24 protein-coding genes and 1 pseudogene are annotated in these 23174 nt (G+C 68.7%); 10 read left to right on the top strand and 15 right to left on the bottom strand.

The genetic code is table 11. The annotated features are described in order from the left end of the window. Positions 1-7: 7 nt before the first annotated feature. Positions 8-1000 carry a stage II sporulation protein M gene (locus tag KLK06_RS02060; protein WP_214633517.1) on the bottom strand — a complete coding sequence of 331 codons (993 nt, stop codon included), beginning with the start codon at positions 998-1000 and terminating at the stop codon, positions 8-10. A 51-nt stretch (positions 1001-1051) separates the two neighbouring features. On the opposite strand from KLK06_RS02060, the gene KLK06_RS02055 reads away from it, so the two are divergent. Then, positions 1052-1975, top strand: a complete 924-nt coding sequence (locus KLK06_RS02055; protein ID WP_214633516.1) for an RDD family protein — start codon at positions 1052-1054, stop codon at positions 1973-1975. On the opposite strand, the gene KLK06_RS02050 is transcribed toward KLK06_RS02055, so the two are convergent. Together KLK06_RS02050 and KLK06_RS02045 are read right to left on the bottom strand one after the other, a co-directional pair. Further along, positions 1969-3339, bottom strand: coding sequence for a hypothetical protein (locus tag KLK06_RS02050; RefSeq protein ID WP_308168063.1), 1371 nt, complete (start codon positions 3337-3339; stop codon positions 1969-1971). The two genes, KLK06_RS02055 and KLK06_RS02050, sit on opposite strands and share 7 nt — an antisense overlap. A gap of 53 nt (positions 3340-3392) precedes the next feature. Further along, complete coding sequence (locus tag KLK06_RS02045; RefSeq protein ID WP_214633514.1) at positions 3393-3929, bottom strand: helix-turn-helix domain-containing protein; 537 nt, start codon at positions 3927-3929, stop codon at positions 3393-3395. 73 nt (positions 3930-4002) lie between these two features. Between KLK06_RS02045 and KLK06_RS02040 the strand changes: the two genes are divergently transcribed. Beyond that, positions 4003-5136: an aminotransferase class V-fold PLP-dependent enzyme gene (locus KLK06_RS02040; RefSeq protein ID WP_214633513.1), complete on the top strand. Its 1134-nt coding sequence runs from the start codon at positions 4003-4005 to the stop codon at positions 5134-5136. 60 nt (positions 5137-5196) lie between these two features. Here the strand turns inward: KLK06_RS02040 and KLK06_RS02035 are convergent, their stop codons facing one another. Continuing rightward, on the bottom strand, positions 5197-6588 hold the full coding sequence (locus tag KLK06_RS02035) for an LVIVD repeat-containing protein (protein WP_214633512.1): 1392 nt from the start codon (positions 6586-6588) through the stop codon (positions 5197-5199). A gap of 174 nt (positions 6589-6762) precedes the next feature. On the opposite strand from KLK06_RS02035, the gene KLK06_RS02030 reads away from it, so the two are divergent. Next, positions 6763-7395, top strand: a complete 633-nt coding sequence (locus KLK06_RS02030) for a DUF305 domain-containing protein (RefSeq protein WP_214633511.1) — start codon at positions 6763-6765, stop codon at positions 7393-7395. Here the strand turns inward: KLK06_RS02030 and KLK06_RS02025 are convergent. Beyond that, complete coding sequence (locus tag KLK06_RS02025) at positions 7392-8627, bottom strand: adenosylhomocysteinase (RefSeq protein WP_214633510.1); 1236 nt, start codon at positions 8625-8627, stop codon at positions 7392-7394. The two genes, KLK06_RS02030 and KLK06_RS02025, sit on opposite strands and share 4 nt — an antisense overlap. A gap of 162 nt (positions 8628-8789) precedes the next feature. Continuing rightward, on the bottom strand, positions 8790-10217 hold the full coding sequence (ahcY, locus tag KLK06_RS02020; protein ID WP_214633509.1) for an adenosylhomocysteinase: 1428 nt from the start codon (positions 10215-10217) through the stop codon (positions 8790-8792). 102 nt (positions 10218-10319) lie between these two features. On the opposite strand from ahcY, the gene KLK06_RS02015 reads away from it, so the two are divergent. The 3 genes from KLK06_RS02015 to KLK06_RS02005 all read left to right on the top strand — a co-directional run bounded on the left by KLK06_RS02015 (position 10320) and on the right by KLK06_RS02005 (position 12023). Further along, entirely contained in the window at positions 10320-10679 is a 360-nt protein-coding gene (locus KLK06_RS02015) for a MerR family DNA-binding transcriptional regulator (RefSeq protein WP_214633508.1), read from the top strand. 11 nt (positions 10680-10690) lie between these two features. Continuing rightward, positions 10691-11146, top strand: coding sequence for a GerMN domain-containing protein (locus KLK06_RS02010; protein ID WP_214633507.1), 456 nt, complete (start codon positions 10691-10693; stop codon positions 11144-11146). Positions 11147-11225: 79 nt separating this feature from the next. Beyond that, a complete protein-coding gene (locus KLK06_RS02005) occupies positions 11226-12023 on the top strand; it encodes an SAM-dependent methyltransferase (RefSeq protein WP_308168062.1) in 798 nt (265 codons plus the stop codon). 12 nt (positions 12024-12035) lie between these two features. Here the strand turns inward: KLK06_RS02005 and KLK06_RS02000 are convergent, their stop codons facing one another. Continuing rightward, positions 12036-13121 (bottom strand): esterase family protein, encoded by a 1086-nt coding sequence (locus KLK06_RS02000; RefSeq protein ID WP_214633505.1) that lies wholly within the window; start codon positions 13119-13121, stop codon positions 12036-12038. 125 nt (positions 13122-13246) lie between these two features. Between KLK06_RS02000 and KLK06_RS01995 the strand changes: the two genes are divergently transcribed. Then, on the top strand, positions 13247-14971 hold the full coding sequence (locus KLK06_RS01995; protein ID WP_214633504.1) for a phosphatidylglycerol lysyltransferase domain-containing protein: 1725 nt from the start codon (positions 13247-13249) through the stop codon (positions 14969-14971). 47 nt (positions 14972-15018) lie between these two features. On the opposite strand, the gene KLK06_RS01990 is transcribed toward KLK06_RS01995, so the two are convergent. The 5 genes from KLK06_RS01990 to KLK06_RS01970 are packed head-to-tail and all read right to left on the bottom strand — an operon-like array spanning position 15019 to position 19035. Beyond that, a complete protein-coding gene (locus KLK06_RS01990; RefSeq protein WP_214633503.1) occupies positions 15019-15945 on the bottom strand; it encodes a cation diffusion facilitator family transporter in 927 nt (308 codons plus the stop codon). Between the two features lie 51 nt (positions 15946-15996). Further along, positions 15997-17103 carry an SIS domain-containing protein gene (locus KLK06_RS01985; RefSeq protein ID WP_214633502.1) on the bottom strand — a complete coding sequence of 369 codons (1107 nt, stop codon included), beginning with the start codon at positions 17101-17103 and terminating at the stop codon, positions 15997-15999. After that, positions 17100-17267 (bottom strand): Trm112 family protein, encoded by a 168-nt coding sequence (locus tag KLK06_RS01980; RefSeq protein WP_214633501.1) that lies wholly within the window; start codon positions 17265-17267, stop codon positions 17100-17102. The genes KLK06_RS01985 and KLK06_RS01980 overlap by 4 nt, the downstream gene beginning before the upstream one ends. Further along, positions 17264-18613 carry a phosphomannomutase/phosphoglucomutase gene (locus KLK06_RS01975; RefSeq protein ID WP_214633500.1) on the bottom strand — a complete coding sequence of 450 codons (1350 nt, stop codon included), beginning with the start codon at positions 18611-18613 and terminating at the stop codon, positions 17264-17266. Before KLK06_RS01975 ends, KLK06_RS01980 begins: the two co-directional genes overlap by 4 nt. A 53-nt stretch (positions 18614-18666) precedes the next feature. Next, positions 18667-19035: a DUF3499 domain-containing protein gene (locus KLK06_RS01970; RefSeq protein ID WP_214633499.1), complete on the bottom strand. Its 369-nt coding sequence runs from the start codon at positions 19033-19035 to the stop codon at positions 18667-18669. A 183-nt stretch (positions 19036-19218) separates the two neighbouring features. On the opposite strand from KLK06_RS01970, the gene KLK06_RS01965 reads away from it, so the two are divergent. The 3 genes from KLK06_RS01965 to KLK06_RS01955 all read left to right on the top strand — a co-directional run bounded on the left by KLK06_RS01965 (position 19219) and on the right by KLK06_RS01955 (position 21043). After that, entirely contained in the window at positions 19219-19611 is a 393-nt protein-coding gene (locus KLK06_RS01965; RefSeq protein WP_214633498.1) for a metallopeptidase family protein, read from the top strand. Between the two features lie 107 nt (positions 19612-19718). Then, entirely contained in the window at positions 19719-19868 is a 150-nt protein-coding gene (locus tag KLK06_RS01960; protein ID WP_214633497.1) for a hypothetical protein, read from the top strand. Further along, entirely contained in the window at positions 19868-21043 is a 1176-nt protein-coding gene (locus KLK06_RS01955) for a methyltransferase domain-containing protein (protein WP_308168061.1), read from the top strand. The genes KLK06_RS01960 and KLK06_RS01955 overlap by 1 nt, the downstream gene beginning before the upstream one ends. On the opposite strand, the gene KLK06_RS62925 is transcribed toward KLK06_RS01955, so the two are convergent. The 3 genes and pseudogenes from KLK06_RS62925 to KLK06_RS01945 all read right to left on the bottom strand — a co-directional run bounded on the left by KLK06_RS62925 (position 21003) and on the right by KLK06_RS01945 (position 23023). Continuing rightward, entirely contained in the window at positions 21003-21575 is a 573-nt protein-coding gene (locus tag KLK06_RS62925) for a DUF5719 family protein (RefSeq protein WP_374197095.1), read from the bottom strand. The two genes, KLK06_RS01955 and KLK06_RS62925, sit on opposite strands and share 41 nt — an antisense overlap. 433 nt (positions 21576-22008) lie before the next feature. Further along, positions 22009-22668: pseudogene (locus tag KLK06_RS62920) on the bottom strand (glycosyltransferase family 2 protein); the annotation flags it as partial. Positions 22669-22762: 94 nt separating this feature from the next. Further along, positions 22763-23023, bottom strand: a complete 261-nt coding sequence (locus tag KLK06_RS01945) for a WhiB family transcriptional regulator (protein ID WP_214633495.1) — start codon at positions 23021-23023, stop codon at positions 22763-22765. Between the last annotated feature and the right edge of the window lie 151 nt (positions 23024-23174).

Here is a 23174-nt window from a genome sequence, read left to right as displayed (position 1 = left end):
GGCGGGTTCAGGCGCTCGGGGCCACGTCCGGGGCGCGTTCGAGGTCGCCCGTCTCGTTCTGGCTCAGTGCCCGTCTGCCGAAGACGATCACGTACGCGAGGAAGGCCCCTTCGGCGAGCACCCCGATGCCCACCCGCACCGGGGTCGGCAGCCCGGACGGCGTGACGAACGCCTCGATGAGCCCCGACACGAACAGCACCCCGACCAGCCCCAGCGCCACGCTGACCACCGCCCTGCCCTGTTCCGCCAGCGCCTCGACGCGCTTGCGCGGCCCGGGGTCGATGACCGTCCACCCCAGCCGCATGCCGACGGACGCCGCCAGGAAGACGGCGGTCAGCTCCAGCAGGCCGTGCGGCATGATCAGCCCGAAGAAGATGTCGAGCTTGTCACGCGAGGCCATCAGCCCGGCGGAGACGCCGAGGTTGGCCGCGTTCGACCAGAGCACCAGGGGGATCGGCAGCCCCAGGAAGATCGCGTAGATGATGACCTGCGCCGAGACCCACGCGTTGTTGATCCACACCTGGCTGGCGAAGGAGGCGGCCGGGTTCTCGGAGTAGTAGTCGGCGAAGTCGTGCTCGACGAGCTGGGTGATCTGGTCGGGCGAGGCGATCGAGGTCTGCACCTGCGGGTTGCTCGCCACCCACACGCCGAGCACCCACGAGACGGCGATGAACGCCAGCGACGTTGCCAGCCACCACCACCGGGCCCGGTAGGCGACCACCGGGAACGACACGGTGACGAACCTGACCAGCTCCCGCCAGGCGGGCGTGTGCGCCCCCGTCACCGCCGAGCGCGCCCTGGCCACCAGCGCGGACAGCCGGCCGGTCAGCATCGCGTCGGCGGAGGACGAGCGGACGATCGACAGATGCGTGGACACCCGCTGGTAGAGGTCGACCAGCTCGTCGACCTCGGGCCCGGTCAGCGACGAGCGGTGTTTGACCAGGTGCTCCAGTCTGTCCCAAACCGGGCGGTGTGCGGTGACGAACGCATCGATGTCCACCGGACCATTGTGGCCGGTCATCCATCGGGCCATTGCCGTTAGGCTCCACGTATGTCAGAGGTTGTGACCGGTGACGCCGTCGTCGTCGAGGTACGGGTGGCTCAGATGCCGTCCCGTGCCGTGGCGCTCATCATCGACATGGCGATCCAGATGATCGTCCTGATCGCCGCGTACGTGGCATTGGAAGCGTTCTTCCTGGTCACCGACGTGGCGTTGTTCGCCGCCGTGTCGATCGTGCTGGTCGTGCTGGTGATCGTGGGCTATCCGGTGATCTTCGAGACCTTGAGCAGGGGGCGGAGCCTGGGCAAGCTGGCGCTCGGGTTGCGGGTGGTCAGTGACGACGGGAGCCCGGAACGGTTCCGGCAGGCGCTGTTCCGCGGGCTGGCCGGGCTGGTGGAGTTCTGGATGTTCTCGGGGGCGCCGGCGCTGATCTCCTCGCTGGTCTCGCAGCGGGGCAAGCGGCTGGGCGACATCTTCGCGGGCACGATCGTGATCGCCGAGCGCGTGCCGCGGTCCGCGGGGCACCTGATCGTGATGCCGCCGCAACTGGCCGCCTGGGCGGCGACGCTGGAGCTCTCGCAACTGCCCGAGGAGGTGGCGATGGCCGCCAGACAGTACCTCTCCCGCTGGCGCGACCTGTCTCCGCAGATCCAGCATGAGATGGGGATGCGCATCGCGGCGCAGGTGGCGGCGTTCGTCTCGCCCGCCGCGCCGTCCGGGGTGCCGGCGCACGCCTACCTGAGCGCCGTCCTGGCCGAGCGCCGCAGGCGCGACCAGGTACGGCTGGCCCAGCGCAACGGCATGACGCCACCGGCCTACGCCCAGCCCGGGCCGCCGTTCCAGCAGCAGGCCCCGTACCCGCCGCCGCCGATGCCGTACCAGCCGGGTGGGCAGCCGTCTTACCAGCCGCCGGCGCCGAGCGTGCCGGAGTCGCCGCCGCAGGCGACTCCGGGTGGGTTCGCGCCGCCTCAGTAGGCGTACTGGGTCTGGGTGTTGAGGACCTTCAGCCGCTTCGTGGCGGCCGGGTCGGTCCGCTGGTCGGTGATGGTCAGCACGTCCAGGCCCCGCTGGATGTCGCTGCTGTAGATGTGGCCGTTGTAGTAGTAGGCCGACCAGGAGCCGCCGAGGTTCTGCGGCGTGAGCGGGCCGCGGTCGAAGTAGCCGATCTCCGCGGGCGCCGAGGAGTCGGTGAAGTCCCAGATGGACACTCCGCCCTGGTACCACGCCTGGACCATGATGTCGCGGCCCTTGACCGGGATCAGCGAGCCGTTGTGCGCCACGCAGTTCTCGTCCGGGCCCTGGTTGCGCGGGATCTTGTAGTAGCTCTTGAACGTGAGCTGACCGTCCGCGATGTCGTAGACCGCGTCCGCGCCCCGCTGGGGACCGGTCGCCGCGTTACAGGCGGCCATGACGCCCCCGCCCAGCTCGTCGGTGAAGACGACCTTGGTGCCGGTGTTGTTGAACGTCGCCGAGTGCCAGAACGCGAAGTTCTCGTCGGTGACCCTGGTCGTGACCTTCGGGTGCTCCCTGTCGGAGATGTCCATCAGCACGCCGTCGCCCATGCAGGCGCCCGCGGCCAGGTCCTTGTCCGGGAACACGGTGATGTCGTGGCAGCCCGTGGTGGGAGCGAGCAGGTTCTCCTGCTTCTCGTTGCCGCCGTCGGAGAACAGCACCGGGCGCGAGACGACCTTGGCCGAGGTGGGCTTGCCGAGCGGCACCTTGATGATCGAGATCCGGTCGTGCGGCGGCTTGCAGTCGGGGTACGACTTGCTGGGCCCGTACGACGAGACGTACAGGTAGACGGCCTTGCTCTTCTTGCCCGCCCGCTTCTTCGCCGGTACGAGCGTGTGCGTGTGCGAGCCACAGGCGGTCGCGATGGACTTGATGTACTTGGGCCGCTTCTTGTCGCTGATGTCGAAGATCCGGATGCCCTCCCACGCCGACTTCACGCTGGGCGTCTCGGCTTCGGCCTTGCAGGAGTCGCTGGTGAGCGACTCGTCCACCGACAGGAAGAGCAGGTTGCCCTGCACCGAGACGTCGTTCTGGGCGGCGGGGCAGGTGACCCGGCTGACGACCGCCGGCTTGGCCGGGTTCTTGATGTCGTAGATCGTGAAGCCGTGGTAGTTGCCCTGGTAGGCGTAGTCACCCTGGAAGGCCAGGTCGGTGTCGTAGGCGTCGCCGGACTTGAACGGCCCCTGCTTCGGGACGCCGCCGACGAGCTTGACGTTGGCGCTGGTCTTGACGTCGCCCGACGCGTTGGCCGGGAGCACCGGGAGCACCGGCAGCACCAGCGCCGCCGCTCCCGCCAGGATCAGGGCGCGGCCGAATCTGGACACCACGAAGGACCTCCTGAGTTGAATGGGCATGAGGCGCCTCACTATGACAGGAAAAATCAGTAACTAGGAGGCGTAGCGGCAATGATGAAATCGGTGGGTTCCTCGCCCGGATTCAGGTAGCGGTGCGGCAGCGAAGAGTCGAAGTAGCAGCTGTCGCCCTCCTCCAGTTCGTGGTCGAAGCCCGAGACCTCGACGACGAGCCGCCCCCGCAGCACCAGTACGCACTCCTCCGACGGATGCGACCACGGCTCGGCGGCCGACGAGCCACCGGGCAGCAGGTGGCCCTCCAGGACCTCCAGCCGCCCGCGTCCCGGCGACACGCGCGCGTAGGTGATCCCGTCGGACGGCGACTTGACCCGCACCCGGTTGTCGGCGCGGATCACCGCCACGAGCGCCGGATCCGGCTCCTGGAACAGGCTGAACAGCGGCAGATCCAACGCCTTGGCGATCTTCCGTAGCGCCTCCAGGCTGGGATCGGCCAGATCGCGCTCGACCTGGCTGATCAACCCCGACGCCACCCCCGCGGCCGTCGCGAGCTGTGCCACGGTCAGACCACGTTCGGACCGGAGCTCGCGAATTCTGGTGCCAATCATCCGGCGATCCTATCGATGTAACGTGATTGAAGGTTTATTGAATTCAATGAAAGCGGCTGATAGGCGGCCCGAAATGTTACGCATGTTGAACGCCGCCCAATTCCGGGCGGAGTTCCCCTCGCTGGCCGACACCGTGCACCTGGCGAGCTGCAGCCAGGGTGCCCTGTCCGCCCGGCTGGCGTACTCGCTGCAAGAGATCGGCTATTCGCTCCGGGACAAGGGCGCGCCCTGGGACGTGTGGATGGCCGAGGTCGAGTGGGCGCGCGAGCGGTTCGCCCGGCTCATCAAGGCCGCCCCCGGCGAGGTCGCGGTGCTCTCGTGCGCGTCTGAGGCCGCCTTCCAGGTCGCCTCGTCGCTGGACTGGTCACGCCGGCCCGGCATCGTGACCAACGACCTGGAGTTCCCGTCGATCGCGCACGTCTGGCTGGCCCAGGCCGGACGCGGCGCCCAGGTGCGGGTGGCCGCGGACACGGGCGAGAACGTCGAGGCCGGAGCGTACGAGCGGGTCGTGGACGAGCGCGTCAACCTGGTGTCGGTGCCGCTGATCACCTACCGCAACGGCGCCCGCCTGCCCGTCCTGGACGTCGTACGGCTGGCGCACGAGCACGGCGCGCGGGTGTTCGTGGACGCCTATCAGGGCACCGGGGTCATCCCGGTCGACGTGCGCGAGCTCGGCTGCGACTACCTGACCTCCGGCTCGCTGAAGTACCTGCTCGGCCTGCCGGGCATCGCGTTCCTGTACGTACGCGACGGTCTGGAGCATCAGCGCGACCCGGAGCTCACCGGCTGGTTCGGCCGGGTGGACCCGTTCGCGTTCGACACCCGGCTGCTGGACTTCCCCGGCGACGCGCGGCGCTTCGAGACCGGCACGCCGCCCGTGCCGTCGGCCTACGCGGCCAACGCCGGGTTCGACCTCATCGAGCGGGTGGACCCGCAGGCCGTACAGGATCATGTGTCGGAGCTGGTCGAGGAGCTGGCCGAACGGCTGGCGGCGGCGGGCGAGCGGGTGGCGAGCCCGGCCGGGGCGCGCGGGCCGCAGGTGGCGATCGTGGACGACGACCCCGACGCGCTGGCGGCACGGCTGGCCGCGCGGCGCATCGTGACCGCGCCGCGCGGCCGCCTGCTGCGCATGTCCTTCCACTACTACAACGACCGCTCCGACGTGGCGGCGGTCGCGGACGCCATCAGCCTCTGCAGAAAGTCCTGAGACTCCTGCTCTCGCCGGTACGGCGGAGCCGGGTGGGCGCCGCCGTACCGGATGGACGGGTCAGTCGTCGTGGCCCCAGCCCCACTCGCGGTAGGACTGCTGGGTCTGGACGTTCAACTGGTCGGCGTGTACGCGGTCGGCGCCGTTGGTGAGCCGGTCGTTGATCTTGATGACCTCCAGGCCCTGGTGGAAGTCGGAGGCGTAGATGTAGCCGTTGTAGTAGTACGCGGACCACACACCGCCGCCGCTGTTGTCGGCGCGGGGGCCGCGCTCGAAGTAGCCGATCTCCCTGGGCGCGGCCGAGTTGGTGAAGTCCCAGATCGAGACTCCGCCCATGTACCAGGCCTGGACCATGATGTCCTTGCCCTTGACCGGGATCAGCGAGCCGTTGTGCGCCACGCAGTTCTCGCTGTCGGCCTGGTAGCGCGGGATCTTGAAGTAGCTCTTGAACACGAGCTGGCCGTGCGAGATGTCGTAGATCGCGTCCGCGCCGCGGTTCGGCCCGGTGGCCTCGTTGCAGGTGGCCGCGCCGCCGCCGCCGAGCTCGTCGGTGAAGATGACCTTCCTGGCGTCGTTGCTGAACGTCGCCGAGTGCCAGAACGCGAAGTTCGGGTCGGTGGTCCTGGCCGTGATCTTCGGGTTCAGCCGGTCGGAGATGTCGAACAGCACGCCGTCACCCATGCAGGCGCCGGCCGCGATGTCCTTCTCCGCGTACACGGTGATGTCGTGGCAGCCGCTGGTCGGGATGAGCAGACCGGGCTGGGTCTCGTTGCCCCCGTCGGGGAAGACGACCGGGGTGGCCGCGACGGCCGCGGCGGTCGGGTCCTTGAGCGGGACCTTGACGATCGAGATCTTGTCGTGCGGCGGCAGGCAGTCGGGGAAGGTCGCGTTCGGGTTGTACGACTGGACGTAGATGTAGACGTTCTTCTTCTTGTCCCAGCCCTTGCCCGGCACCAGCGTCAAGGTGTGCGAGCCGCAGTTGGTCTCGACGGACTTGATGTACTTGGGCGCGGCCTTGTCACTGATGTCGAAGATCCGGATGCCTTCCCAGGCCTCCTTGTGGTCCGCCGACAGGGCCGTGCTGTTGCAGGAGTCGTCGCTGCGCGAGGAGTCGACGGCGGTGAAGAGCAGGTTGCCGTAGACGGTGACATCCATCTGGCTTCCGGGACAGACGACCGAACTGACCGGCGTGGCCTTCTTCGGGTTCCGGATGTCGTAGATCGAGAAGCCGCCATAGTTGCCCACGTAGGCGTAGTCGCCCTGGAAGGCGATGTCGGTGTTGATGGTGGCGGCTATGGGCGCCGGCTTGGGGATGTTCAGTACATGGGTCACGTTCGGGCTGGTCACCACGGTGTCGGGCGGCGGAATGTCGGCGGCCAAGGCCGGCATCGTCGTCAGTCCTAACGCCACAGCGGCTCCGGCCGCGAACAGGGTCTTGCGAAGGGTCAGCACCCTCGGGCTCCTTCCGGGTCATAAGGCACACATAAATGACAAAATTCTGACCCGGACTGTCAGCCCTGCCTAGCGAGCACTGTGTCAAGAAATTTGCTGACTTGCCCTATTTCCCGGGGGTTGATGGGGCGTCTATAGTGCGACGTCGCGACTCCCCGCGGTCAAGGAGGACAGGTGCGCAACGCACTAACCGTCGGCACCTGCGCGTTCCTGCTCGTCACCGGCTGCTCGGGGGGCACCTCGGCGGCGCCACCGGCCCCGACCGCCGACGGTACGGCGCCCGTCATCGCTCCCGGACGGCCCGGCGAGGAGGCCAGGACGCTGAACCCGAGCGAGGCCGCCACCGCCGTGCCGCCCCAGAAGGCCAACGCGGCCGACATCCGCTACATGCAGAACATGATCGTCCACCACCGTCAGGCCCTCGACATGAGCCTGCTGGCGGGCTCACGGGCGTCGAACGACGGCGTCAAGCGCCTGGCGTCGAGGATCAACCAGGTGCAGGGCCCGGAGATCGCCATGATGACGGACTGGCTGAAAGCCCAGGGCCAGCAGGTGCCCGACCACCACGCCGGCCACGAGGGCATGCCGGGCATGGCCACGCCGGAGCAGCTGGCGAGCCTGCAAGCGGCCAAGGGGGCGGCGTTCGACCGCCTGTTCATCGAGCTGATGACCGCCCATCACCAGGGCGCGATCACCATGTCGACCGAGGTCATCACTCAGGGCTCGCACCTGCGCGTCCAGGAGATCGCCGAGGACATCTCGGTGAGCCAGGCGGCGGAGATCCGCCGCATGGGGCAGCTGCTCTAGGAGCCGACGCGCCAGGAGTGCAGGTAGTCCTCCTGCTCGCCGGTGAGCGTGTCGATCCCGATCCCGGCGGCGGCCAGCTTGAGCCTGGCCACCTCCTGATCGATCTCCTCGGGCACGTCGTAGACGCCCGGCACCAGCCGCGCCCGCTCCTCGGCCAGCCAGGCGACGGCCAGCGCCTGGGCCGAGAACGACATGTCCATCACCGCGGCCGGATGCCCCTCGGCGGCGGTCAGATTGACCAGCCGCCCTTCGGCGAGCAGCAGCAGCCGCCGCCCGTCCGCCAGCACGTACTCATCGGTATTGGGCCGCACGCCGTGATGGATCTCCTCGGCCAGCTCGTCGAGCGCCCGCACATCGATCTCGATATCGAAGTGCCCGGCGTTGGCGAGAATGGCGCCGTCCTTCATGGCGGCCAGATGCTCAGCCCGGATGACGTCCCGATTCCCGGTGACGGTGATGAACAGATCTCCGGTGATGACGGCCTCCGCCATGGGCCGCACCTCATAGCCCTGAAGCGTGGCGTCGAGCGCCTTGACGGCGTCGATCTCGGTGACGACCACCCGCGCCCCCAGCCCCTTGGCCCGCTCGGCGACCCCCCGGCCGCAGTAGCCGAACCCGGCCACCACGACCGTCCGCCCGGCCAGCATGGTGTTGGTGGCCCGCATGATGCCGTCGAGCGTGGACTGCCCGGTCCCATAGCGGTTGTCGAACATCCGCTTGGTCCGGGTGTCGTTCACGGCCACGACCGGAAACCGCAACGCGCTCTCGGCGGCCATCTGCCGCAACCGGATGATCCCGGTAGTGGTCTCCTCACAACCCCCGGAGACCCCGTCCAGAAGATCGGTCCGCTCGGTGTGCAGGATGTTGACCAGATCGCACCCGTCATCCAGCACCAGATCAGGCCCCAGATCAAGCGCCTGATGAATGTGCCGGTAATAGGTCGCCCGATCCACCCCGGCCCGCGCATGGACGGCGATCCCGTAGTCACGCAACGCCTGGGCGACGTCATCCTGGGTGGACAAGGGATTGGAAGCGGCAAGAGCGATCTCGGCTCCACCAGCCTTCAACGCCCCCATGAGCACAGCGGTCTCAGCGGTGACATGCAGACAAGCAGCGATCTTCAGCCCATCAAGCGGCCGGGATACAGCGAACCGCTCCCCAATAGCAGTCAGAACAGGCATGGACCGAGCGGCCCAACTGATATGCCGCTCTCCACTCTCGGAAAGATCCACGCCCCACCCCACATTTCCCCGAAGAAGACGGCCAAGAAGACGCACGTAACGGCGCCCAGCCCCGCATCACCGGAGGAGCGTTCCCCTGGACAGACGCCAACCCCGGTGCGGGGTTGGCGTCCACCGTGCTCTGCCGTAAAGAAAAATCAGTATTTCTAGAAATCAGTACCGATAGTGGTCGGACTTGAACGGGCCCTCGACGGGGACGCCGATGTACTCGGCCTGGACCTTGGTCAGCTCGGTGAGCTTCACGCCCAGCGCGTCGAGGTGCAGGCGGGCGACCTTCTCGTCCAGGTGCTTGGGCAGCACGTAGACGCCGATCGGGTATTCGTCCGTCTTCGCGTACAGCTCGATCTGCGCGATCACCTGGTTCGTGAACGAGTTGGACATCACGAAGCTCGGGTGGCCGGTGGCGCAGCCCAGGTTCATCAGCCGGCCCTCGGCCAGGACGATGATCGAGTGGCCGTCGGCGAACACCCACTCGTCCACCTGCGGCTTGATGTTGCGCTTCTCGACGCCGGGCAGCTTGGCCAGGCCGGCCATGTCGATCTCGTTGTCGAAGTGCCCGATGTTGGAGACGATCGCCTGGTGCTTCATCTTCGCCATGTGCGCGGCGGTGATGATGTCGAAGTTGCCCGTCGCGGTGACGAAGATGTCGGCCTGGCCGACGACCTCGTCCAGCGTCGTGACCTGGAAGCCGTCCATGGCCGCCTGGAGCGCGCAGATCGGGTCGATCTCGGTCACGATGACGCGGGCGCCCTGGCCGCGCAGCGCGTCCGCACAACCCTTGCCGACGTCGCCGTAGCCGCAGACCACGGCCACCTTGCCGCCGATCAGCACGTCGGTGGCGCGGTTGAGGCCGTCGATCACCGAGTGGCGGCAGCCGTACTTGTTGTCGAACTTCGACTTGGTCACCGAGTCGTTGACGTTGATCGCCGGGAACCGCAGCGAACCGGTCTTGTGCATCTCGTACAGGCGGTGCACGCCGGTCGTGGTCTCCTCGGTCACGCCCTTGATGCTGTCGGCGATCGCGGTCCACCGCTTGTCGTCGCCGACCGTACGGCGGAGCAGGTCGATGACGACGTGCCACTCCTCCGGGTCGTCATCCGTGGCGGACGGGACGGCCCCGGCCTTCTCGTACTCGGCGCCCTTGTGGACGAGCATCGTGGCGTCGCCGCCGTCGTCGAGGATCATGTTGGGGGTCACGCCGCCGGGCCAGGTGAGCGCCTGCTCGGTGCACCACCAGTACTCCTCCAGCGTCTCGCCCTTCCAGGCGAAGACCGGGACGCCCTTGGGGTCGTCGACGGTGCCCTGGGGGCCGACGACGACCGCGGCGGCGGCGTGGTCCTGGGTGGAGAAGATGTTGCAGCTGACCCAGCGGACCTCGGCGCCGAGCGCGACCAGCGTCTCGATGAGGACGGCGGTCTGGATCGTCATGTGCAGGGAGCCCATGATCCGGGCACCGGACAGGGGTCGCGCACTTGCGTATTCACGGCGGATCGCCATGAGGCCGGGCATCTCATGCTCGGCGAGCCGGATCTCCTTGCGGCCGAAGTCGGCAAGTGAAAGGTCGGCGACCTTGAAGTCCATCGGGTTTTCCCCTCGCGTCACGGAGTTGTCGCGCACGAGTTTAGGCGCCGTTGGAGCAAGGTCGCATCTCGACCACCCGAAAACTGACGTAAGAATGTAAGAATGCGCATCACTGAAGCGGCCAGGCGGCTCGGCATGTCCCCTCGAATGCTCCGATACCGGGAGGCTCTGGGCCTCCTGCCGCCCGTCCGGGAGCAGGGCGCGCACCGGCGGTTCGGCGCGGACGAGCTCGCGGCCGTGGCTCAGGGGATCGAGCTGGAGAAGCGGTTCGACATCTCGCCCGCCGAGCTGGCGTTCGCGTTGCGCGTGCTCAGCGACCCCGCCGTGGCGGTCGCCGTACGCGATCTCGGCGTCCGGATCGGCCGCATCCAGGCGCCGCGCCGGGCCCTGGACTTCGAGAAGGAGAAAGCGCTGCGGCTGCTTCGAACCTCTGCCCCTGGCCATACGTCTAAATGGTCATGATGGAGCTGCTGATGGCCACCGTACTCGCCCTGTCCCCGGTGCAGATGGGCGGCGAGGTGAAGGTGTACTTCTCCAAGGGAGACGGCATTCCCGGCAAGGTGGTCGCGGTTACCAGGAAGGCTCCCGATCGGGGTGTCGCCAGGTTCGCGATCGGGCAACTGATCGCGGGCCCGACCAAGGCGGAGCGCAGGAAGGGCCTGCACTCCGAGCTGACCGGACGGCTCCGCGGCCCGTCCGACTGCGGCGCCGACTTCAAGCTGAAGATCAAGGACGGCACCGCCACGCTGCGCTTCTGCCGGACGGTGTGGGGCGGCGGGGTCGGCAGCGACGCGCGGGCCCTGCGCACGATCTCCGCCACGTTGAAGCAGTTCAGGTCCGTCAAGAAGGTGATCTCGCTCAACAAGGACGGCCGCTGCCTGTTCGACGAGACGGACGCGGGCACGTCCTGCCTGACGGGCCACGAGTGAACCGGCCACCCGCTCCAGCGGACAGATGATCGACTGCGGGCTACGATCACCGGCAAAAGCGGCTTCTGTGGAGGTTCGGGTGACCAAAGAGATCGAGCACCGCATCGACACGTCCGTGGCCCACCCAGCCCGGGTCTACGACTACTGGCTGGGTGGCAAGGACAACTTCGAGGCCGACCGGGCGGTGGCCGAGATGGTCCTGAAGACCGAGCCGGGGATGATCGAGGCGGTCAGGGAGAACCGCGCCTTCCTCGGCCGGGTAGTGCGCCACCTGGCCGAAGCGGGCATCAGCCAGTTCCTCGACATCGGCACCGGCATCCCCACGCAGGGCAACACGCACGAGGTGGCGCAGTCGGTGAACCCCGCCGCCCGCATCGTCTATGTGGACAACGACCCGATCGTCATGAATCACGCCCGAGCCTTGTTACGTGGCTCCGAGGAGGGGCGCACCACCTACATCGAGGCAGACCTGCTGGAGCCCGAGACGGTCCTCGGCGATCGGAGCGTGCTCGACACACTCGACTTCAGCAAGCCGATAGCCGTGATCATCATCGGCACGCTCATGCACATCCGGAACGAGCTCGACCCGTGGAGCGCGGTCAAGGCCTACTCCGCCGCCGTCTGCCCCGGCAGCTACCTGGCGCTCTCCCACACGACCGCGGACTTCGAGCCCGAGGCGATGGCGGCCATGGCCGAGATCTACCGCGACACCCCGACCGGGATGACCCACCGCAGCGGGCCCGAGATCGCGCGCTTCTTCGACGGCTACGCGTTCGTCGAGCCGGGGCTGGTCGTCGGCCACCAGTGGCGTCCCGAGGGCGGCGTGCCGAAGAAGGTCTTCGCGGGCGGCTACGGCGTCGTCGGCCGGAAGCTCTGAACTCCCCGGACGCTACACGGCGGCGGGCGCGTGAAGCTGCTGGGCGAGCCAGGGCAGGGCCTGTGGCAGCTCCCTGTTCCAGGTGTTGAAGTTGTGCCCACCGCTGGGCAGGATCAGCGACGACGCCTGCATCGGCGGCTTCACCGCGGCCAGGAACCGCTGCGTCGACTGGTAGTTGCCCTCTCCCTTCCTACTGCTGGTGACCAGCACGTTGACCTGCGGCGCGGGCAGGCCCGCCAGCCGCCACATGAGGTCGTTGCGCTGCTCGACCGTCTTGTCCCCGGCGAACAGGTCTCCGGTGGTGCCGTCGATGATCGTCTTGTAGTAGCCCGAGAGCGACACGGCGGCCGAGAACCTGTCCGGATGACTCATGGCGATCTTCAGCGCGCAGTAGCCACCGGTCGAGCCGCCCAGCAATCCCCAGTACTCCCGGCCGCTCCCCACCCGGTACGAGTCGATCATGTCCTGCCGCACGTCAGTGGCGAAGTACGCCTGCGACTGCGGCCCGCGCGGCACGTCGACGCACTCGGTGTCGCGCGGCAGCACCACGCTGGGCCGCATCATCACCAGGATCGTCGGCTCGACCTGGTGTTCGGCGATCGCTTTGGCCATCCGGCCCGGCAGGTCGAGCCGGGTCATGAGGTTGCGCGGGTCGCCCGGATAGCCGGTCAGCGACAGGATCGCGGGGAAGCGCTGGTGTTTGTCCGTGAAGTAGGCCGAAGGCAGGAAGATGTACGCCTCCTCGCTGAGGTGCGTGGTCCGCCCCGGCATGATCACCTGCTCGATCCGGCCGCCTCGTACGGCGTGCGTGGTCAGCACCCGGATGCCCGCGCCGACGCCCGCGACCGTGATGGGCGCCGTGGCCGTGTCGGTGCCGAGCAGGTCGGGCCACGAGCTGTAGAAGCCGAAGTACGAGTTACCGATCAGGCCGAGCGCCGCCAGCATGAGCACCTGGTCGCCCACGAGCACGCCCACCCTGCCCAGGACGGCCGGCCAGCGGCGGCCGCTCAGCCGCGGCCACAGCCAGACGGTCGCGACCAGCGCCGCCACCGCGAGCCCGGCCACCAGGAGTTGCAGTTTTACCGAGGTCAGTTCCATCTCGCCTCCACGATAGGGATACTCCGCGAGGCGTAAGAAGCGGGTTAACGCACGCCGCGCGGACCCCACACGGACCCCCGCGACCTAACGCGGGCGTTATAGAGGGCGGCGTTTAATATTTGACTGTGAAGAGGATCGCGCGCCCGTGGGTGCCGGCCGTCACAGGCTACGCGTCACTGATGATCGGCCTGCTCGACATCATCAAGGTGGTGGCGCCGGGGTTCGGTCACACGAGGATGGGCCAGTGGTCCGACCTGCTGCCTGGCATCGTCACCACGGTCGCGCGGGCGTCGTCGCTGGTCGTCGGCATCCTGCTGGTGATGCTGGCGCACGGCCTGCGCCGCAGGAAGGCGCGGGCCTGGCGGGCGATGGTGGTGCTGCTGCCGGTGAGCGCCGCCGTGGAGGTCATCCATCTGCGTCACCTGTTCACGGCGGGGCTGAGTCTGACCGTGTGCGTGGCGCTGCTGCTGAACAAGCGCGAGTTCACCGCCCTGTCCGACCCCCGCACCCGCTGGCGGGCGCTGTGGAACCTGCTCGGCCTCGGCACCCTCGACCTCGTCCTCGGCTTCCTGCTGGTCAGCACCCACCCGATGACCACCATCGGCCACCCGAGCGTGCTCGACCGGCTGGAGCACGTGGTGCTCGGCCTCGTCGGCGTCGAGGGGCCGGTCTCGTACTCCGTCGAGCGCATCTCGGACCTGGTCTACTTCTCGCTGCTCGCGCTCGGCACACTGACCGTGGTCACCACCCTGTACCTCCTGCTGCGCCCGGAACGCCCGATCTCCGAGCTCACCGCCGAAGACGAGCGGCGGCTGCGCGAGCTGCTCGACCGGCACGGACAGCGCGACTCACTCGGCTACTTCGCGCTCCGCCGCGACAAGAGCGTGCTCTTCTCCCCCTCGGGCAAGGCCGCGATCGCCTACCGGGTCGTCTCGGGCGTCATGCTGGCGAGCGGCGACCCGATCGGCGACCCCGAAGCATGGCCGGCGGCCATCGACGGGTTCATGACCGAGGCCAGGCTGCACGCCTGGGTGCCCGCCGTCATCGGCTGCGGCGAGACCGGCGGCGAGGTGTGGACCCGCAGGACCGGGATGTCGGCGCTGGAGCTCGGCGACGAGGCGGTGGTCGAGGTCGCCGGCTTCACGCTGGAGGGCCGGGCCATGCGCAACGTCCGCCAGATGGCCAACAGGGTCGAGCGCGCTGGCTACACCTGCCGGGTACGGCGGGTCGCCGACCTGACCGAGACCGAGAAGGAACTGATCAAGCAGGCCGCCGTCTCCTGGCGTGGCACCGAGACCGAACGCGGCTTCTCCATGGCGCTCGGCCGCTTCGGCGACCCCGCCGACGCCGAGTGCGTGGTGGCCACCGCGCACAAGGAGGGCGAGATCAGGGCCGTGCTGCACTTCGTGCCGTGGGGGCCGCACGGCATCTCACTCGACCTGATGCGCAGGGACCGCGACGCCGAGCCGGGGCTGAACGAGCTGCTGATCGTCAAGACCCTCCAGGCCGCGCCCGCGATGGGGGTCGAGCAGGTCTCACTGAACTTCGCGATGTTCCGGGCGGTGCTGGCCAGGGGCGAGCGGCTCGGCGCCGGGCCGGTGCTGCGGGCGTGGCGCGGGCTGCTGGTGTTCCTGTCGCACTGGTTCCAGATCGAGTCGCTGTACCGGTTCAACGCCAAGTTCCGGCCGATCTGGGAGCCGCGGTTCGTGGTCTACCCCAATGCCCGTGATCTGCCGCGGATCGGGGTGTCGGCGTTGCAGGCCGAGGCGTTCATCAAGCTCGGTCTGTCCACCCCCGGTCGCCGCGCCTTCCGCCTCATCCGGCGCGACGCGGCCCACCTCGTCTCGTAAGAGTTTCGTAGGAGCGCGCCCGGTGATCGTCCTGCGGGAGAGGGCCCTCAGGCGGTCGGCGTGTGCGAGCGGTCCAGGTCCGGCTCCAGGTAGATGACCCGCGCGATCGGTACAGCCTCGCGGATCCGCCGCTCGGCCTCGTCGATGCCCTTGGCGACCTCGGAGGCCGAGTCGTCGTGCGAGACCGCGATCTTGGCCGCCACCAGCAGCTCCTCCGGCCCGAGGTGCATCGTACGCATGTGGATCACCCGGTCGACCTCCGGCGTGCTCTCCAGCGCCTTCCGGATCTGCTGCTCCATCTCGGGCGAGGCACCCTCACCCACCAGCAGCGACTTGGTCTCGATGGCCAGCACGACCGCGATCACGGCCAGCAGCAGGCCGATCATCAGCGTGCCGATGCCGTCCCACACGCCGTCGCCCGTGATGACCGCCATCGTCACGCCGAACAGCGCGAAGATCAGGCCGAGCAGCGCGCCGAGGTCTTCCAGCAGGATGACCGGAAGTTCGGGCGACTTGGACCGGCGGATGAACGTGACCCACGACTGTTTGCCGCGTAGCGGGTTCGACTCCAGAATCGCCGTGCGGAACGAGAACCCCTCCGCGATGATCGCGAAGATCAGCACCGCGAACGCCCAGATCGGCGACTCGACGTCGTGCGGAGTCACGATCTTGGTGACGCCCTCGTACAGCGAGAACGCCGCGCCGATCGTGAACAGCACCACGGCCACCACGAACGCGTAGAAATAGCGCTCGCGCCCGTAGCCGAACGGATGCGCCTTGTCCCTCTCCCGCTGCGCCCGCTTGCCGCCGATCAGCAGCAGCAACTGGTTGCCCGAGTCGGCGACGGAGTGGATGCCTTCGGCGAGCATCGAGGACGACCCGGTGAAGAAGGCGGCCACGAACTTCGACACGGCGATCGCCAGATTGGCGGTCAACGCCGCAATGATCGCCTTGTTACCGCCACTCGCGCTCACCGGAAAACTCCACTCATCATGATCATGCAGTCAAAGGCCCGAAAAGGGATCCTATTGCGAAATTCTGGCCTTAAGCTCCGTGATCGCCGACACAGGGGTCGGATCGACGCCATACCCGAGGGCCAGATAGGTAGTCGCATAGTCGCCCAGACCGATCAGCGAGGCGACTCGCTCCAGCGGGTGCGAGCCCTCGGCGGACAGCTCGGTGACGGGTACGTCGCGGTCGTGCGCCAGCCGTACGGACGCCTCGCGGCGACGTGACACCCGCGGGTCCTCTTCGACGTCGCGCAGCATCACCAGCCTGAGAGTGGGGCCGGCGTCGTCGGCGAAGATGTCGCGCTTGGCCAGCGGCCCGTCGAAGGCGGCCACCTGGTTGTGGCCGACCTCGGGCAGCTCGCCGAAGATCGCCGGGTATTTGGCGTTCGCGTTGAGCTGGCAGGCCAGCCGGTAGCCGGCGGCCGCGGTGACGGAGGACGAGCCCCAGATCATCGGCAGGCTCTCGGCCAGCTCCATGGCCAGTGTCTTGCCCGGGTTGACGAACGACTCACTGGAGGGCCGGCACCGGTGCGCGATGTCCTCCAGCGTCGCGGCCACCCGCTCGTACAGCTCCTCGTCGGCCTTGATCAGGCCGAGCGCCGCGGCGGACACGATCAGCGGGATCGTCAGCAGCCAGACGTTGGCGCGGGACTGCCCGGTCACGGGCACCGTCACGTAGACGGCGGAGGCCTGCCTGGCGATCGACTCCAGGGGCGAGCCGGCACTGCCGACCGCGATCAGCGAGCAGCCGCGGCGTACGGCCTCCAGGGCCGCCGACAGCGTCTCCTCGGTATGGCCCGAGCACGACACCGCGATGACCAGATCGGTGGCGCCCACCCAGCCGGGCAGTTGGTGGGAGCGCAGGGTCACGATGGGCAGCGGGGCGCCGTTGCCGCAGACCGCGGCGAGAACGTCGCCCGCGATGGCGGAGGCCCCCATGCCCACGACCACGATCGCGCGCGGCCGGATCCGAGAGGTCAGCCGGTCGACGCCCGCCTCGACCGCGGCCCGGTGCGCGATGCGTACCTGGGCGGCCGAGGCCGCCACCGCGACCAGCATGCCGCCCGGATCACCCACAGTGAGATGCTCCTGGTCATCGAGCCGCTCGGGCTCCCAGGTCACGGCTTCCTGGCCTCGTCGACGAGCAGGACGGGAATGTCATCCCTGACCGGGTAGATCAGGCCACAACCCGTACAGACCAGCTCCTCGGTCTCGCTCTCCGCGCGCAGCGGTGACTTGCACGCCGGGCAGGCCAGGATCTCCAGCAGCCAGTCGTCGATCTTCACACTGACACCCCTCTAACCATGGCGAGGACCTCGTCCCGTATCGCCGTCATCTTGCTCTCGTCAGCCGCCTCGGCGTTGAGCCGCAGCAACGGCTCGGTGTTGGAGGCGCGCAGGTTGAACCACCAGTCGGGGCCGGTCACGGTGAGGCCGTCGAGCTCGTCGACGGTGCCCCTGGAGCCGAACTCCTGGTGTACGCGGCGCAGGGCCGCGTCCTGGTCATCGACCGTGCTGTTGATCTCGCCCGAGGCGTGGTAGCGCGCGTAGGCGCCGATCAGCTCCGACAGCGGGCCGTCCTGCTCGCCGAGGGCGGCCAGCACGTGCATCGCGGCGAGCATGCCGGAGTCGGCGAACCAGAAATCGCGGAAGTAGTAGTGGGCCGAGTGCTCGCCGCCGAACACCGCGCCGGTGCGGGCCATCTCGGCCTTGATGAACGAGTGGCCGACGCGGGTGCGCACCGGCTCGCCGCCGTGCTCGCGGACGATCTCCGGCACTCCGGCCGACGTGATCAGGTTGTGGATGATCGTCGCGCCCGGATATTTCCCCAGCTCGCGTACGGCCACCAGCGCGGTGACGGCCGACGGCGAGACGGACTCGCCGCGCTCGTCGATCACCCAGCACCGGTCGGCGTCGCCGTCGAAGGCCAGCCCGATGTCGGCGCCCGTCTCGCGGACGACGCGCTGCAGATCGCGCAGGTTGGCGGGCTCCAGCGGGTTGGCCTCGTGGTTGGGGAAGGAGCCGTCGAGCTCGAAGTAGAGCGGGACCAGCTCGATCGGGAGGCCGGCGAAGACAGGGGGGACGGTGTGACCGCCCATGCCGTTGCCCGCGTCGGCGACGACCTTCAACGGCCGGATGCCCGACAGGTCGACCAGCGCGCGCAGGTGGTCGGCGTAGCCCTGCAGCAGGTCCTTCTCGATCAGCGACCCGGTCGGCGGGGCCGTGCTGCCGACCAGCTCGGCCGCGCGGTCACGGATCTCGGCGAGACCGCTGTCGCCGCCGATCGGCACCGCGCCCGCGCGGCACATCTTCATGCCGTTGTAGCGGGCCGGGTTGTGGCTGGCGGTGAACATCACGCCGGGCAGCCCGAGGCTGCCGCTGGCGTAGTAGAGCAGATCGGTGGAGCCCAGCCCGGCGTGCACCACGTCGGCGCCGCGCGAGCGCGCGCCGCGCACGAACGCGGCGGACAGCGGCACGGAGGACTCCCGCATGTCATGCGCGACCACGGCCGACCGGGCCCCGGTCACCTCGACGAAGGCCGCCCCCACGGCCTCGGCGGTCTGCTCGTCCAGCTCGTCAGGCACTACGCCGCGAACGTCGTACGCCTTGAAGATCTTGGCGAGGTCGCCCACTCTCCAGCTCCGCCCTTAGGTCGTCACGTAGGTCGTCACGTGTACGAACGAGCCTACCGGTCGCGATGTTGCTGGGCGGACCGCAGAACGCGCAGGTGCCCCCTGCGCCCGACTTCGACCCCTTGGCCGACCGGTTCGCCCCCGCCGGACGGCGCGGGCCTGGCGGCCTCCCTGACGGCGTTGGCGAGCGCCTCGAGGTCGTCTGAGCTGGGTGACGTGCCGTCCGTGGGCAACCGCACCACCTCCCAGCCGCGGGGAGCGGTCAGCCGCTCGGCGTGTTCGGCGCACAGGTCGTAACAGTGTGGCTCGGCGTACGTCGCCAGAGGGCCCAGAACTGCGGTCGAGTCGGCGTATACGTACGTGAGCGTGAAGACTGCAGGCTGGCTGCAAGCGGTGCGGGAACAGCGGCGGACGGGGCTCACGGAGGGACCGTATCTGGTAAGAGTGCGAGGCGCCACTATCTGAGCGCTCTTAACGAGCGTGTCGCCACAATTCGGACACCTGTCGCAGGCTTTCTCCCCACATGCCCTGAAGCCTCCTCCCCGTACACTTGCCGTGTGAACCAACGGCGTGGCCCCAGACGGCGTGACCGGCACGGTCGCGGCATGCGCGGCCCCCTCGCCCCTTCCCACGTGCCGATCGCCAGATCGCGCAGCGAACGATTCGACGACCTGGTGCTCGACGCGGTCGACCGGCTCCGGCCGCAGTGGGGCAAGCAACTGGCGGCGGTGGAGTTCGCGGTCGAGGAGGTGCCGCCGCTGAGTGAGCTCGGCGACGGGCCCAGCACCGGCTCCGAGCCGATCCCGTTCGGACGCGCCGACGTCGCGCGCGGCCAGGACCCGGCCGCGGTCGTCGTCTACCGGCGACCGCTCGAGGCCCGCGCCCGCGACCGCGACACGCTGGGGGCGCTGGTGCACGACACGGTGGTCGAGCAGGTGGCCACGCTCCTCGGGCTGTCACCGGAGACCGTCGATCCGGGCTACGACGACCGCCGCTGACCATGAAGATCGGCCTGTCGGGCGAAAGTTTGGCACTCGCTTGCCTGGTTGCAGAGAGTAGCCATACAGTTACCGTGAGTGTTCATTCGATGCGAAGGAGAGCATCCATGGGCAGGCACGAGAAGCCCGACAGCCCGAAGGACGAGGACCTCGATCCGAAATCCGCCGCGGCCCGGGGATCCGGATCCAATGAGGACCACAACCACACCCCCAAAGGCTCGCACAGCGCCGACCCGAAGAAGGGCGGCAAGAAGTAGTGGACGACACGGCGCAGGGGATCGAGCGCCTGATCGAGCACCTCGACGAGTTCGACGACATCGGACCACGCGCCAAAGAGGCGATCCGCGCGGTGCCCCGTCACCTGTTCATCCCTACGGTCGGGCTCCCTGTACCGACTACCCCCGGCAGCGCGTACATCATCGACCGCGACGCCGACCCGGACGCCTGGTGGGAGGCGGTCTACTCGCCTCACTCCATCGTCACCCAGCTTGACGATGGAGCCACCGACCTCAGAGCCATAGAAGGCGGCTACTCCTCCTCGGCCTCAGCGCCGAGCACCGTCGCCTACCTGCTCCACCTCCTGGACACAGTGCCAGGCCGCCGGGTGCTGGAGATCGGCACGGGCACCGGCTGGACCGCCGCTCTGCTGTCCCATCTCGTCGGCGAGGAGAACGTGACCTCGATCGACATCGATCCTGTGGTGGCGGAGCAGGCCGCCAAGAACCTGAGTGAGGCCGGCGTGCACCCGCACCTGATCGTCGGCGACGGCGCGGTCGGCTGCCCGGAGCGGGCACCGTTCGATCGGGTTCACGTCACCTGTGGCATCCGCACGGTGCCATACGCCTGGGTGGAGCAGTGCCGCCCTGGTGGGGAGATCGTGCTGCCCTACTGCCCCGGGTTCGGCCACAACCACGCCCTGCGGCTCGTCGTCGCGCCGGACGGCACCGCATACGGCTTCTTCCCCGGCTTCGCCTCGTACATGATGATGCGCTCCCAGCGTCCCGTCCTGGACCGCCCGGCGCGCGGCCCGGAGGACAAGCACCACTTCACCACGCGCATCGACCCCCGCACGATCGCCTACGCTCCGCCCGGGGCGGACCTCGCCATCTCGACGCTGACCGGCCTGACCTCGAACGGCAGCGCGGAACCGGACGAGGACGGGGAGATGTACCGGATGTGGGTGTCCGACCCCTCAAGCGCGTACTCCTGGGCCGTGGCCGAGTGGCGGCCGAACACCGAGGAGTACGAGGTCTACCAGGTCGGCGACCGGCCCCTGTGGGACGAGGTCACCGACGCCTATTTCCGCTGGGTGAGCTGGGGCGAGCCCGACCGCGACCGGTTCGGCATGAAGGTCACTCCTGAAGGCCAGCAGATATGCCTGGACGGCACTCCTATCGGGGAACCACAACGGTCGATGTGTCCGTCAGCTTAGGGAGCAGAGTCCAGGTCCGGGCGGGTGCCAACGGTTGCTCGGTGATCAGCAGTCCGCTCTTCAGCCGCTCCTCCGTCACCCGCCCCCCGTACACCTCCCCCGATACCGGAGTGACCACCACCCCGAACTCCCCCTTGCCCTTGAGCGGCACGTTCCTGGTCCGCCCGGCGGGCACGTCCACCACGAACGGCTGCCCGGCAGGGCCGCGGTCCGGCACGATCTGCACGCTGACCCGGCCCGCCGCCCCCGGCGCCGTGAGCACCAGCCGGGACCCCGCGCCGTTGGCCGCCACCGCACTGCCCAGGTCGAGCGGCGGGGTCCCGGCTGTGAACGCCACATCCGGTTTGTCGCCCGTGCCCGTGACGACGACGCCGGCCACGACGGGCGTCGGCGACGTCAGCACGAGCGCCGCCGCCTCCCCGCCGATGCCGGTGGTCACGTCGAGCGCGCCCACGCTGCCGGCGGGGACGTCGATGGACTCGCGGCCCTTCATCGCGTACGCGGCGTCCTCGGTCACCGCCTGGATGGCCACGGTCGCGTCGGCGTCGCCCGGGGCGGCGACCAGCAGCTTCCGAGCCGACGGGTCCCTCTCCGGCGAGGAAGCTCTGGACCATGTCGACCAGCCGCCGGTAGGCCGCGCCTCGCGGCGTCAGCAACCGCTTAATCCTGATATATCCCTTTTTGCGACCATGGCGGCGGACGCGGCGGGCCTTGAGCAGCCGGATCGGGTGGATCAGGATCGAGCCGAACGCGACCATCTCGTCCAGCGCGTTGGCGGGCTGCTTGCCGACGGCATAGAGCAGCGTGCGGAGGAACGAGCCGAAGACGTTCCGGATCAGCGCCCCCAGCAGCGCGCGGAACGGCAGGTTCGCCATGACGACGAAGATCGCGTTACGCCGGTCGAGCCTGCGCGGATGGTCGCCGCTGACCGTGATGGGCCGCCGCCTGCGGGTCGCCGCCTCGGCGTGCCAGGCGACCGCCGTGGTGACGACCAGCACCCGGTGCCCGGCGTTACGCACCCGCCAGCAGAGGTCGAGGTCGTCGCGGAAGAGGGGGAAGAACGGGTCCAGGCCGCCGACCTCGTCCCACACCTCGCGGCGGATCAGCATGCCCGCCGTGGAGACCGACAGCGCCTCGCGGGTGCCGTCGTGCTGTCCCTGGTCGAACTCCCGGGGCTCCAGGCCGGTGTCCCTGCGCCCGGTGCGGTCGACGGTCACGCCGACCTCGAGCAGCCGTCTGCGGTCCAGCCAGTCGCGGAGCTTCGGGCCGAGTACCGCCGCTTTGGGGCTGTGCTGGGCCTCGTGCAGCAGCATTTCGAGCGCGCGGCGATCGGGGGCGCAGTCGTCGTGGAGCAGCCAGATCCACTCGTCCTGGCCGCCGTCGGGTAACTTGCCGAGCACCTCGGCGACCGCCTCGCCGAACCCGGTGGAGCGGGGCAGTTTCAGCACGTTGCCGGAGCCGAGCGCCTTGACCAGCACGTCGGCCGAGCCGTCCCTGCTGCCGTTGTCGGCGCCGACCAGACGGTCCGGTCTGCGGCTCTGGCCCAGCACCGCCTGCAGGGTCTCCCCGAGCCAGCGCCCGCCGTCGTGGGCGACGACGATCGCGGTGACGAAGTGACGGCGCATCGGGCGTGACTCCTGAGGAGTGGATCAGGCGCGCCCACCATACATGCGAAAAAGGGTCACACGGCAGACCGCGTGACCCCTTCTCTTTATATCCCTAAACGGCCTCTCGCTTGATCCTTCTGCGCTCCCGCTCGGACAGCCCACCCCAGATGCCGAACCGCTCATCGTGTTCGAGTGCGTACTCAAGGCACTCCGCACGTACTTCGCACGATCGGCAGACCTTCTTGGCCTCTCGGGTGGAGCCGCCTTTCTCCGGGAAGAACGCCTCCGGATCCGTCTGAGCGCACAACGCACGCTCCTGCCAGCCGAGTTCTTCAGCGTCAAGCTCATCTTGTGCGATGACCAGATCGGTCACTGCACACCTCCCTGCCGCCCGCCCGCAATGGAGCCCCCCATGGAACGCCTTCCTTACTACCCACCCACAGGAAGGCGTAACAACATGGTTGTAATTACACGCGTGTGCCGTACGTGGCGTCAAGCGGCATGCCGGTATCCGGGGAAAGACC

The sequence above is a fragment of the Nonomuraea sp. NEAU-A123 genome (assembly GCF_018603905.1).
In the GTDB taxonomy this organism is placed as follows: Bacteria; Actinomycetota; Actinomycetes; order Streptosporangiales; family Streptosporangiaceae; genus Nonomuraea.
Note: the sequence above shows the minus strand (reverse complement) of the source record. Positions and strands in the feature narration are given on the sequence as shown.